Consider the following 12,978-nt stretch of genomic DNA (forward strand, 5'->3'; position numbering starts at 1 on the left):
CATTTCAGTTGTCACTAGTGCCGAGAGGTTTAGACTCACTTGTATCAATAGCGGTATAATTATCCATCAATTGATGCCGTTCTGGCCCCTGATACATGGACTCAGTTTCTCAATAACGAGATATAAGAAATGGAAAAGTTAAAAGAAAGACTCGTGATGGAGATTGGTAATGCTGAAGATCTCTCTGCAGCATTAAAACTATACACCAGTTTCTATCTATTAATCCCAGAGTATAAATTTGTCTTTTCATCGCCTAAAGGGCCATATCCAGGGTTTCAAACTAACAAGAAATTCAAGCATGGGGCGTCTATACGCTCTTTATTCAATGATGAAAATGTTTTCGTTATGGATCCTCAAACCATAGAGGAAATGTTCAGCGATAAAGGACACTCCACATTTAAAATAGATTACTCAATATCTCTTGATAGCCAGGCATTAAGTTATCTCAGACCATATATCAATGGTAAAGGTTCTGGTCTGGATGATGACATCGAAGAAATATTTAAATTTATTTCTCATCAGAATACACAAGTAGACTCTGTGTTATATGAGCTGGAGAACCTTAAAAATCTGGATGAGAAAGAGAATCACCATAAAATATTCGATAAGTTGATGGGTTACGAATTTATAAAAGATGTTGATCTCGTTAAGTCAGGAACCAGCGGAATATTGACCTCAAAAATATCGCAAGGTGAGCTTTTTATTAATACCGACAGACATTTTAGCTCACTGCTCACTAAAAACAAAGACTCTGAGTTCAGGCGTGCGTTAAGAGACAGGCACGATAGTATTTACGCTTATGTTCTTATGATGAGTATCATCCAAATCAAATCGCCTGCCAGATCGCTCAAAAATAAATTGATCGATCTATTAAGTTTTGCTCACACCAAAGTATGCTTTTTGGCGACAAGAGAGTTAATTCTAGCGAGTGAGTTTTTTATACGAGGGACAGAATTTAGGTTTTTTAACAAAATACATAAAAAGTCGAAAAATATGTGGTCGGCATTACATGGTATGGCCTGGGATCTGACTCATTGTCGGTATTTAGAGCAAGCACTTACCTTCAATACAAGAAATGATGAGCGATATTTTTTCCCTGGAATATTGACTTGTGACAAAGGTTTTATTGAGGCGATGGAGCTCACGCCGCTTAAGGCCGTTGCATTTGATACCAAAGGTGGGCCGCCGTTGCTGTTTTATCATGAACATGATGTGATAAAAATTACCGGGGATATCCCTGCGGTTAATGATTTCTATCAGGAATTGTGTTGTAAACAGAAAAGAGAAGAAAGAGCTCGTGCGCGTAATGCACCCACTTATGACCTGCAATCTATAGTAGCTGAACTGGAAGCAGAACTGGAAGCTGTTGCGTTAGTACCTCGTCGACGCGTGGATAGCGTAGGACCGTGATGTATGATTCGGTCGCTCTGTTTTTTACTGCTATGGTTTAATTTAGAACAGGGCAATATTTGTGTACAGGAGGTCAAATGGGACTGCCTGACAATGCTTATCAAAGAGTGGAAGCGACGCGCTGGCGACATGTTTGGGTGGTCGGGGATATCCACGGTTGCTTCTCATTATTGATGGCGAAATTGCGCCTGTGTCATTTTGATCCGTGGCAGGACCTGCTGGTTTCAGTGGGGGATGTTATCGACCGCGGACCAGACAGTCTGCGTTGCCTGAAACTACTGCGTAAACGCTGGATTATCGCGGTCAGAGGGAATCATGAACAGATGGGGCTGGACGCGCTGGCAACCGGGGAGCAATTCCTGTGGTTTATGAATGGCGGTTCGTGGTTTGCGCAGGCGGAGCAGCCAGCGGCGACAGCCGCTCTTGAAACGTGTCGGCAATTACCCTGGGTTCTGGAGCTGCGTTGCCAGAACGGCATACACGTTATTGCTCACGCAGATTACCCTGATGATAATTATCAGTGGCAAAAAGAGGTCGATTTACAGCGGGTACTGTGGGATCGCACAAGGTTGATGAATAAAGGCAACGGCATTCGCGGCGCGGATCACTTTTGGTTTGGCCATACGCCTCTGCGTCAGCGGCTGGACCACGAGAATCTGCACTATATTGATACTGGTGCGGTGTTTGGCGGCGAGTTGACGCTGGTGCAACTGCAATAATCAAAAATCGCTGTATTCCTGGGCCGGACGCCAGAAGCTGTCGATGTAGTCATCCGCGGGTAAACATCCGCCGTTACGAATACGCTGATCGTCCATCGATATCAGGCACTGCTGCTCAGTTTTGTAGACATCAACAACGATATCTTCACAACCGCCACCCAGGTAGCACACAAAAAGAACCAGCGTGAACATTCCATCCTCAAATGGTAAAGCCATGACTGTAGTGTAGAAGATGTTGATAGATGAGGGAAATTAACCAAGAAATAACCCGTCTGGCGACGGGTTCTTTTTGAATCAGGCAAGGCGCATGATCCAGGCATCTGACTTACGATCGTAGTGCTCGCGAAATAGAACTGAATGTTCTCCGTTAAGAAGAGCCGGGACGCTGGTGTCGGCATCCCAGGCATCAAGTTGCATGCATAAATCCGGATCGGATTTACACGGAATGGTTAACGTTCGGTCCCCTGGCGATTCGCCATGTAACTCGGCGTCGTCGATTTCAAAAGCGCCAATGCGCACACTGGTTTTCATCATCGTGCTCTCCGTTTATTTGCTGGTTGTGGTACGACCAGTTAGGCCGTCCATTTTTCAGCGTAGTCAACGTTAGCAAAAGCGCCAGTAAAAACGTGCGTTATCCTGTAAAGAGTTTGCCATCCCGGACAAGATCGCGCGGGTAGCTATTCTTTAATCGCGATCCAATACGTTTCGCCAGGCCAATCGGCTGATGCTGGAACGTAACCAGCACATCGTCGGTGGTCGGTGCGGTCTGCGGGTAGACATCCCGTCCGCGATACCACTCTTCGGCTTCGGCAAGGGTCAGTTCGAACGCATGGCTGTGATTTGTGCTGGCGAGAGCAATGACGGCTTCATGCTGCCAGCGGTACCCTTTATTGTGCGTTTCAGCGAGTTTGATGCCAAGTCGGGAAAAGCGGACTTTGCCGATCAGGGGTTCAATCTCGGTTGGGAATAGCCAAATCTCTTTATCACGCTGCCACAGGCGCAGAGTGTCTTCCCACTGCAATCCACAGGCGTTAGCGGCCTGAGTGACAAGCGCGGATTCACGTCCTTTAAGCGGGGTGAACGGGAAGTTACCGACTTTGTATTTTGGCGTCGGTAGTGCAGGGATCGCGGCAGTTTTGCGCAGACGCGCGACGAAAAAACCTTCACAATCGTAGATCTGCGGGAACACATGCAGGAATCCTTCCGGGGTCAGGGCGCGTTCAGCCTGCGGGAATAAATCGCCCAGTGGTAAAAACTCGACGGCGTCCGGGTAGGTCTCAATCAACCACTGCATAATGTCTTCATTTTCGTCACGGTTCAGCGTGCAGGTCGAGTAAACCAACGTGCCGCCGGGACGCAAGGCATGAAAGGCGCTGTCGAGAAGTTCGCGCTGGGTTGCGGCAATTTCCAGATTACTTTCTGGCGACCAGTTTTTTAGCGCATCGGGATCTTTACGCACCACGCCTTCACCGGAACACGGCGCGTCCAGCAAAATGGCATCGAAGGCTTCTGGCAACGCTGCGCCAAATACCCGCCCGTCAAAATGGGTTAGCGCGACATTGGCTATCCCGCATCGGCTGATATTGGCATGCAGGACTTTGACGCGACTGGCGGAAAACTCATTCGCCAGAATCGCACCCTGATTTTTCATTTTTGCGGCAATTTGCGTGGTTTTGGAGCCGGGGGCTGCCGCGACATCCATCACGCGATCCGGGGTATTGCCATCGGCAAACAGCGCGGCTACCGGCAGCATTGAGCTGGCTTCCTGAATATAAAACAGGCCGCTTAAATGTTCCGCGGTACTGCCGAGCGGTACTGACTTTTCATCATCGCGTTCGATCCAGAAACCTTCAGCGCACCAGGGTATCGGAGTGAGCGACCAGCTGTAAGGTGCTGTCAGAGTGAGGAAGTCGGCAACGGAGATTTTCAGCGTATTGACGCGGATGCTGCGACGAAGCGGACGCTGGCAGGCAGCGAGAAAATCATCAAATGAGAGCGTGGAAGGCATTGCTTCACGCATTTGGTTTAGAAAGGCGTCGGGAAAATAAGCCACTTGGTACCACCGGCAAAAAAACAGGTGCGCAGTGTAGCATAAGTGCTCCGGCGCGAGTATGTACGCCGGAGCAAGGGGAGAGATTAACGTGGCAGGGCGGTTCCCCATTCACGCCACTCTTTTGGTTCGCTTTCGAGCAGCAGGAAGTGTTTACCTGCCTGCGCTTTCGGGGCCAGCGGCGTACCCGGTGGCGTAGCGAAGGCGATTCCGCCGCGAATGAACTGATTGAAGGTACCGGTCTTCACGACGCCGCCGGTCAAACCAAAGTCGAGATTGTATCCTGATGCCAGCCAGAACACGGAGTTGTTCCGCACCAGATGCTGATAGCGCTGGCTAATGCGCATCGCCACCATCACGCGGTCAGAAAGCGAGCCCAGCGTCAGCCCGGTGACGGTCCCCACTTCAATGCCTCTGAACAGGACTGGCGTACCGATATTCAGCGAACCTGCTTCCGGCGCTTCTACCACAATACTCAGACCATCGAGGTAACGAGAGTCGGTAATGGTGGCTTCCTGCAGTTCAAAATCACGGCGCGGGTTACCGCGTCCTGGTTCAACGTTAATATACGGCTGTAAGATCGTATCCAGATGCTCGACGCCTGCCGCTGAGATTTGCGGTGTGATCACGGAGAAGCGGGTACCGCTACGGGCAAAAGTCTGCACGTATTCCGGATACAAAACTGCTTTTGCCTGAACTTCGTTACGGGCGGTGATTAGCTCAAGCGTCTGGATCTGGCCGATATCGATCCCCAGGTAGCGAATTGGCATGCCGGCCGCGAGTTTACCGGCATCGAACGCGTGCAGGGTTATCTGGCCGCCCACCGCACGCGCGGCGGTTTCGGAAGCATACAGAATACGCTTGTCGCCTTTGCGTTGGCTGGCGCTGGCGCCGCTTAGGTTATCGAAGCTAATCGCCCCTTTGAGCGCTCGCGACAGGGGAGATGCCTGTACGGTCAATCCGCTACCGTTAAGCTGAACCTTTGCCCCGCCTTCGGCCCAGAATACGCTGTTGCTGGTCAGCAGGTTGCGATATTCCGGTTTGATATGCAGATCGATATCAAACGCATCGGCGCGTGGGCGAACGCTAATCACTTCACCGACCTCGAATTTGCGGTATAACACCACCGAACCGGCCTGCACATCAGGCAGCGTTTCGGCGCTCAGGCTGAGCGTGGTAGTTGGCAGATCGCTCAGGCTGTTTTCAATCGCTTTTTCCAGGTTGGCATACAACGGGTAGCTTTTTTTCATTTCACCCCTGGTACCGGGCAAAATACGAATGCCGCCGCTGAGCCATTCGCTGGCGCTGGCGCCAAGGAATTCCACGCCATCAAGCCCGACCTTGACGTCAACGCGGCTGTTGACCACGAACTTACTGTCACCTTGCACCAGGGCGCGATGCTGTGGTTCGATGGCAACGGTAAATGAAACACCTTTGCCAGAGAGCGTGCGATCAATCACCTGACCGACCTGTACGCCGTGAAGAATCAGCGGCTGACCGGCATCAATACCGTAACTCTCCGGCGCGGTCAGCGTAAGCGTCATGACGCCCGGATCGTGTAACAACGACTTCTCAGCAGGAATAACCGCAAACTGGTTACGCGGCTCGCCTTCGCCAGGTACCAACTCGAAAGTTTTGCCCGTCAGTAGGGAACTGATATTGGCATCGTTTAACGATAATTTAGGGCTGTGTAATTCAATCCGCGTATTGTCGCGCAGCAGCGTTACTACGCTGGGATCGACCGTCATTTCGCCGGTCACTTTACCGCCCGGATTTAAATCCAGTTTGGTCAGTTGCCCGACTTCTAATCCTTGATACATCAGCGACGTTGAGCCGGCCTTGAGTCCATCACCGCTGGGTAACTCAAGCTTGACGATCACTCCCCGCTGGCTGTGCGCGAGATCCTGATACAAACCAAACGTGTCATCGGCCACCGCGGGTTTAGAGTCTTCGGGCGAATCAAAAGCAATGGCGCCATTGACCAGCGCCGCCAGACTCTCCAGCTTGATTTTCGCTCCGCTGAGGCTGACATCCGCATTCACACCGGACACGTTCCAGAAACGGCTGCCTTTTTTCACCAGGTTGGTAAAGCGACGTTCGATCAGCACGTCGATGGTTACGCCCTGATGATTTGGGTTGATGGTGTAGTCATATACCCGGCCCACCGGAATCTTGCGGAAATAAACCAGCGAACCGCTATTGAGCGACCCGAGGTCGGGGGCGCGCAGATGCAGCATCAAATCGCCATTATCCAGACGATACTTGGGCTGCGTATCGAGGGCGACGAAATGATCTTCCGGCTCGCCGGTTCCGGGCATCATGCCGATATAGTTGCCGCCAACCAACGCATCCAGACCAGAAACCCCCGCCAGCGACGCTTTCGGCGTGACCAACCAGAACTGGGTATCTTTGCGCAGAGCATCTTTCATGGTCGATTTGATGCTGACGCGCACTTCAATTTTGCGTAGATCTTCGCTGAGGTTGATATCCTGCACGGTGCCCACTTCAACGCCCTGATAACGAACGGGAGTACGGCCCGGTACAATGCCGTCAGCAGACATAAAGTCAATGGTTACGGTATTGCCGCGATCTTCATAGCTTCCCCAGATAAGCCATCCTGCAATCATCAGCGCGATGAACGGCAGCAGCCAGAACGGAGAGATACGGCGTTTAGTTTTAATCTGCGCTTCAGTCTGCGAAGCGGGCGTTTCCTGACTCATGTGCATCCCAAAGTAAGCGGCTGTCCAGCCATTCCACAGCAAGAATAGTCAATATTACCGCTGCGCCGAAATAAAACGCAGCTGGCCCCATAGTAAAAGCAAGTATCTGATCGCGATTAATCAGCGACATGGTTAAAGCGATAACAAAGAGATCCAGCATCGACCAGCGACCAATCCAGGTCACCATACGCAGCAGTTTGATGCGGGTACGCAATCCTTGCTCACATCTAAAATGGATGCTGATGAGCAACGTAAACATCACAATCACTTTGGTGAATGGCACCAGAATACTGGCGATAAAAACAATCGCCGCCACGCCGACGTTGCTGTTCGCCAGGGACATTATGCCTGACAGGATCGTGTCTTCCTGGCGGCCGCCATTGACATAAATTACCGAGATGGGCAGCAGATTAGCAGGCAAAAGCAGGACGATCGAGGCCAGCAGAGCAGCCCAACACTTTTGGATACTTTGATTCCTGCGCCAGCGTAACGGGATATGACAGCGAGGGCAGCGACCTCGGGCGTCCGGATAACCTGTAAAGTGGCAACCGAGGCAGACGCGAAGTTTTTCATCGGGCCGACGGGCTGGTCTTTGCGGATAGAAACGGTCCCAAAGCTGCTCAACGTTAAGGTGCGACAGCGTCAAAACACTGAGGATCACCAGCGCAATAAAAGCAAACAGACCTACACCGGGTTGCAAAAAAGCATAGTCCTGAACTTTGATTGATGCGACGCCAATGCCCACCAGGTAGATATCAAGCATCACCCACTCTTTGAGCCTTTCCAGCATCAGCAGCACTGGGCGCAGGTTCATCCCAAGAATATTGCCAAACCACAGATAAGCGATTGAGGTCACGAGAATGATGGGCGCACCGGCAACGCAAAAGAGTACGAAGGATGCGGTGAGTGGGTCGCCTTGTCGGGTCATTTGCCAGATGCCTTGCAGCACATTGGCGTCAATGCGCACACCTAATAAATAGATGTGCAGGAGCGGTTCTCCCCAGGCAAAGGGCATCAGCAGCAGCATGGTGAAAGCCATAGCCGCCAGTCGTGTTAATGACCAGTCGCGTCCGTCACGAATTTTTGCCTGACAGCGTGGGCAAAATGCACTTTGATGCGAACGCATTTTAGGCAAGCTAAAGATCAGGTCACATTCAGGGCAACGATGGTAATGCGCACGAGGGAGTGCATCACCAATGGACCTGATGGCTATTTTTTTAGTCGGCGTGATGCGTGGTGTCGTTAAGGCCATGTATCGCGAATCAAATTGTTGAAGTAATGTTATCTTAACTCATGACGGGAATGATCTTGAGCATTAACGCATTTAATGTTTATTTTAGTAGGCTGCAGCTTTAAGTAAGACAACTAAGTGATTACATAATGAACAAAACAGAGCTATACACGGATCTGAACCGTGACTTTCAGGCATTAATGGCAGGTGAAACCAGTTTTCTGGCAACGCTGGCAAATACCAGCGCGTTGTTGTACGAACGTCTTGCAGAAGTGAACTGGGCCGGTTTTTATCTGCTCGAAAACGATACGCTGGTGCTGGGGCCTTTCCAGGGAAAAATCGCCTGCGTGCGGATCCCAGTAGGACGCGGGGTGTGTGGGACCGCAGTAGCGCAGAACCAGGTTCAGCGCATTGAGGACGTTCATGCTTTTGACGGACACATCGCATGTGATGCCGCCAGCAACGCTGAAATCGTCCTGCCAATCACCGTCGAAAATCAGATAATCGGCGTGCTGGATATCGATAGCACGGCGTTTGGCCGCTTTACTGACGAGGATGAACAGGGGCTGCGAACGCTGGTGGCACAGCTTGAAACCGTGCTTGCAACGACGGATTACAAAAAATTCTTTGCGCGCGTCGCAGGATAATCAACGGATAACGTAGCAATTACTGATGACGTCATTATAATGTCGCCTGTTCATGCCTGCGCTTGTTGGCTACGTCCGTTGTAATCAGGAAATTTCATGGAAAATCAACCTAAGTTGAATAGCAGTAAAGAAGTCATCGCGTTTCTGGCCGAACGCTTCCCGCAGTGTTTTAGTGCGGAAGGCGAAGCGCGCCCACTGAAAATTGGCATTTTTCAGGATCTGGTAGAGCGTGTTGAGGGCGAAATGAACCTCAGCAAGACGCAGCTCCGCTCTGCCTTACGTCTCTATACTTCAAGCTGGCGCTATCTGTATGGCGTTAAATTGGGCGCAACGCGTGTTGATCTCGACGGCAACCCTTGTGGTGAGCTGGATGAGCAGCACGTTGAACATGCTCGCAAACAGCTGGAAGAAGCTAAAGCCCGCGTTCAGGCGCAACGTGCAGAGCAACAGGCGAAAAAACGCGAAGCAGCCGCTGCTGCCGGTGAAAAAGAAGACGCACCGCGTCGCGAGCGTAAGCCGCGTCCTGCACCGCGTCGTAAAGAAGGCGCTGAGCGTAAACCTCGCGCTGAGAAACCAGCAGCAAAAGCACCGCGTGCTCCTCGTGAAGAACAGCATACCCCGGTATCTGATATTTCAGTACTGACGGTAGGGCAGTCTCTGAAGGTGAAAGCAGGTAATAATGCGATGGATGCCACCGTATTAGAAATCACCAAAGATGGCGTCCGTGTACAGCTGAATTCGGGTATGTCTTTGATTGTACGCGCAGAACACCTGGTGTTCTGAAACGGAGGCCAGGCCTGGCATGAACACTTTTTTTAGGCTTACTGCGTTAGCTGGTCTGCTTGCATTAGCAGGCCAGGCACTTGCTGTGGAAGATATCACGCGTGCCGATCAAATCCCCGTTTTAAAGGAAGAAACCCAGCATGCGACGGTAAGTGAACGTGTGACATCGCGTTTTACGCGTTCGCACTATCGCCAGTTCGATCTGGATCAGGCGTTTTCGGCAAAAATTTTTGACCGCTATTTGAATCTGCTCGACTACAGCCACAACGTGCTGTTGGCGAGCGATATCGAACAGTATGCAAAAAAGAAAACGGTCCTTGGCGATGAACTGCGTACCGGCAAGCTGGATGTCTTTTACGATCTCTATAATCTGGCGCAAAAACGCCGATTTGAACGTTATCAGTACGCTTTAAGCGTACTGGCACGTCCAATGGATTTCACCGGTACCGACACCTTTAACCTCGACCGGAGCAAAGCGCCATGGCCGAAGAGCGAAGCAGAGCTTAACGCGCTGTGGGACGGCAAGGTTAAATTTGACGAACTCAGCCTGAAGCTGACCGGCAAAACCGATGCGGAAATTCGTGAAACGCTGACGCGTCGCTACAAGTTTGCGATTCGCCGTCTGGCACAGACCAACAGCGAAGATGTTTTCTCTCTGGCGATGACGGCTTTCGCCCGTGAGATCGACCCGCATACTAACTATCTCTCTCCACGCAATACCGAACAGTTCAATACTGAAATGAGCCTGTCTCTGGAAGGTATTGGCGCGGTTTTGCAAATGGACGATGACTACACCGTCATTAACTCCATGGTGGCGGGCGGCCCGGCAGCCAAGAGCAAAGCAATAAGCGTTGGCGACCGTATTGTCGGCGTGGGTCAGACCGGTAAGGGAATGGTCGACGTGATTGGCTGGCGTCTGGATGACGTTGTAGCGCTGATCAAAGGACCCAAAGGCAGCAAAGTTCGCCTTGAAATCCTGCCTGCCGGTAAAGGAACCAAGACGCGCACCGTCACGTTAACGCGTGAGCGTATTCGTCTCGAAGACCGCGCCGTGAAAATGTCCGTGAAAACCGTTGGCAAAGAAAAAGTCGGCGTACTGGATATCCCTGGCTTCTATGTTGGCCTGACGGATGATGTCAAAGTTCAGTTGCAGAAGCTGGAAAAACAGAACGTCAGCAGCATCATTATTGATCTGCGCACCAACGGTGGCGGCGCGCTGACCGAAGCCGTTTCGCTCTCCGGTCTGTTCATTCCTTCCGGCCCGGTGGTTCAGGTTCGTGACAATAACGGTAAAGTGCGTGAAGACAGCGATACCGACGGCGTTGTGTACTACAAAGGTCCGCTGGTAGTGTTAGTCGATCGCTTCAGTGCTTCGGCATCAGAGATTTTTGCTGCGGCAATGCAGGATTATGGTCGTGCGCTGATCGTTGGTGAACCGACTTTCGGGAAAGGCACTGTACAGCAGTATCGCTCTCTGAACCGTATTTATGATCAGATGCTGCGTCCGGAATGGCCGGCGCTGGGTTCTGTTCAGTATACGATCCAGAAATTCTACCGTGTAAACGGTGGCAGTACACAGCGTAAGGGCGTTACGCCGGACATCATCATGCCGACAGGTAATGAAGAAACGGAAACCGGTGAGAAGTTTGAAGATAACGCGCTGCCATGGGATAGCATTGATGCTGCGACTTACACCAAATCAGAGAATCTGACGCCGTTTGGACCTGAATTGTTAAAAGAGCACAATGCACGTATTGCCAACGATCCTGAGTTCCAGTACATCATGAAGGATATTGCGCGTTTCAATGCGATGAAGGATAAACGCAACATCGCTTCTCTCAATTACGCTCAGCGTGAGAAAGAGAATAACGAAGATGACGCAATGCGTCTGGCGCGTATCAACGATCGGTTTAAGCGAGAAGGTAAGCCGCCGCTGAAAAAACTGGACGATTTACCGAAGGATTACCAGGAGCCAGATCCCTACCTGGATGAAACGGTAAAAATTGCGCTTGACCTGGCGCATCTTGAAAAAGAAAAGCCAGCGGAACAGCCCGCAACCAGTAAATAACCTCCAACAGGCACAAGAAATTGTGCCTGTTTTTTTAACAAACGCATGAAGACGTCAGTGTGATACGATAAAATGTAAAGTTGTGTCTTTCTGGTGACTTAGCACCTATGGATGCTTGAAAATAGCCATAAGACCCATACGATATGGGTAATCGCATAGTGCGTTTTGTTAAATTGAGGTTAAAAGAAAATTATGATGCGAATCGCGCTCTTCCTGCTGACGAACCTGGCTGTGATGGTCGTTTTCGGGCTGGTATTGAGCCTGACAGGGATTCAGTCAAGCAGCGTTCAAGGCTTGTTGATCATGGCACTGCTGTTTGGTTTTGGTGGTTCCTTCATTTCGCTGCTGATGTCCAAATGGATGGCGTTAAAATCCGTTGGTGGGGAAGTGATCGAACAGCCTCGCAATGAAAGAGAACGCTGGCTGATGAATACGGTAGCGAATCAGGCTCGCCAGGCTGGGATCGCTATGCCGCAGGTTGCAATCTACCATGCGCCAGATATTAACGCGTTTGCTACCGGTGCGCGCCGGGATGCTTCGCTGGTGGCTGTGAGTACAGGCCTGTTGCAAAACATGAGCCCGGACGAAGCCGAAGCCGTTATCGCGCATGAAATCAGCCACATTGCTAATGGCGATATGGTTACCATGACGCTCATTCAGGGTGTGGTGAACACCTTCGTTATCTTTATCTCACGTATTCTGGCGCAAATTGCCGCTGGCTTTATGGGCGGAAACCGCGATGAGGGTGAGGGCAGTAACGGCAACCCATTGATCTACTTCGCAGTGGCGACGGTGCTGGAACTGGTGTTTGGTATTCTGGCGAGCATTATTACCATGTGGTTCTCACGTCATCGTGAATTCCATGCGGATGCCGGTTCAGCAAAACTGGTGGGGCGTGAGAAAATGATCGCCGCGCTGCAGCGTCTGAAAACCAGCTATGAGCCGCAGGAAGCGACCAGCATGATGGCGTTCTGCATCAACGGTAAATCCAAGTCGTTGAGTGAGCTGTTTATGACTCACCCGCCGTTGGATAAACGTATTGAAGCGCTGCGCAGCGGAGAGTATTTGAAGTAAGTTAATGACTGTCACGGGGCACCCGTTGCTCCGTGACTCATAAAACATAATGGCTATTTAAAGCTATCGATTAAAGCCTCACCCAGCATATTCTGTCCCAGTTCTGCTTTATCTCTCATTTCGCCATTTTTCTCTGCCGGGGACGAAAATATTCCTTGCCGCTTTATCTCTGGTAAAAACATTGGAGCCCCGCTGGCTGGCAAAAAGAACAGTGCCGGGCATTTGATGAAACCCAGTGGTAGACGGGCTATCATTGACAGCCCGTCTGGTAGGAAA

At 50.9% G+C, this 12,978-nt stretch carries 12 protein-coding genes; 6 read left to right on the plus strand and 6 right to left on the minus strand.

All coding sequences use genetic code 11. The features are described 5' to 3' along the window. Positions 1–129: 129 nt before the first annotated feature. On the plus strand, positions 130–1,410 hold the full coding sequence (locus N0B36_RS05235; RefSeq protein WP_259686156.1) for a hypothetical protein: 1,281 nt from the start codon (positions 130–132) through the stop codon (positions 1,408–1,410). A 77-nt stretch (positions 1,411–1,487) separates the two neighbouring features. Next, on the plus strand, positions 1,488–2,129 hold the full coding sequence (pphA, locus tag N0B36_RS05240; protein ID WP_259686157.1) for a protein-serine/threonine phosphatase: 642 nt from the start codon (positions 1,488–1,490) through the stop codon (positions 2,127–2,129). On the opposite strand, the gene N0B36_RS05245 is transcribed toward pphA, so the two are convergent. The 5 genes from N0B36_RS05245 to yebS form a co-directional block, all read right to left on the minus strand. After that, positions 2,130–2,321, minus strand: coding sequence for a YebW family protein (locus tag N0B36_RS05245; protein WP_016152779.1), 192 nt, complete (start codon positions 2,319–2,321; stop codon positions 2,130–2,132). It abuts the gene before it with no gap. Between the two features lie 102 nt (positions 2,322–2,423). Continuing rightward, the gene (locus N0B36_RS05250) at positions 2,424–2,660 is read right to left on the minus strand and encodes a YebV family protein (protein ID WP_029139506.1); all 237 of its coding nucleotides are present in this window, start codon (positions 2,658–2,660) and stop codon (positions 2,424–2,426) included. Positions 2,661–2,760: 100 nt separating this feature from the next. Next, positions 2,761–4,182 carry a 16S rRNA (cytosine(1407)-C(5))-methyltransferase RsmF gene (gene rsmF / locus N0B36_RS05255; RefSeq protein WP_259686158.1) on the minus strand — a complete coding sequence of 474 codons (1,422 nt, stop codon included), beginning with the start codon at positions 4,180–4,182 and terminating at the stop codon, positions 2,761–2,763. Between the two features lie 83 nt (positions 4,183–4,265). After that, on the minus strand, positions 4,266–6,899 hold the full coding sequence (locus tag N0B36_RS05260; RefSeq protein ID WP_047498962.1) for a PqiB family protein: 2,634 nt from the start codon (positions 6,897–6,899) through the stop codon (positions 4,266–4,268). Further along, a complete protein-coding gene (yebS, locus tag N0B36_RS05265; RefSeq protein ID WP_016152782.1) occupies positions 6,868–8,151 on the minus strand; it encodes a membrane integrity lipid transport subunit YebS in 1,284 nt (427 codons plus the stop codon). Before yebS ends, N0B36_RS05260 begins: the two co-directional genes overlap by 32 nt. A 128-nt stretch (positions 8,152–8,279) precedes the next feature. On the opposite strand from yebS, the gene N0B36_RS05270 reads away from it, so the two are divergent. From N0B36_RS05270 to htpX, 4 genes are all read left to right on the plus strand, one after another. Then, on the plus strand, positions 8,280–8,777 hold the full coding sequence (locus N0B36_RS05270) for a GAF domain-containing protein (protein WP_016152783.1): 498 nt from the start codon (positions 8,280–8,282) through the stop codon (positions 8,775–8,777). Positions 8,778–8,873: 96 nt separating this feature from the next. After that, positions 8,874–9,560, plus strand: coding sequence for an RNA chaperone ProQ (gene proQ / locus N0B36_RS05275; RefSeq protein ID WP_003833781.1), 687 nt, complete (start codon positions 8,874–8,876; stop codon positions 9,558–9,560). Between the two features lie 19 nt (positions 9,561–9,579). Next, positions 9,580–11,628, plus strand: coding sequence for a carboxy terminal-processing peptidase (prc, locus tag N0B36_RS05280; protein ID WP_029139508.1), 2,049 nt, complete (start codon positions 9,580–9,582; stop codon positions 11,626–11,628). Positions 11,629–11,820: 192 nt separating this feature from the next. Beyond that, entirely contained in the window at positions 11,821–12,702 is an 882-nt protein-coding gene (gene htpX / locus N0B36_RS05285) for a protease HtpX (protein WP_003034964.1), read from the plus strand. Between the two features lie 53 nt (positions 12,703–12,755). On the opposite strand, the gene N0B36_RS05290 is transcribed toward htpX, so the two are convergent. Beyond that, entirely contained in the window at positions 12,756–12,956 is a 201-nt protein-coding gene (locus N0B36_RS05290) for a hypothetical protein (protein ID WP_049282075.1), read from the minus strand. Positions 12,957–12,978 lie beyond the last annotated feature (22 nt).

Source organism: Citrobacter sp. XY323 (genome assembly GCF_025106035.1).
Classification (GTDB): domain Bacteria; phylum Pseudomonadota; class Gammaproteobacteria; order Enterobacterales; family Enterobacteriaceae; genus Citrobacter; species Citrobacter braakii.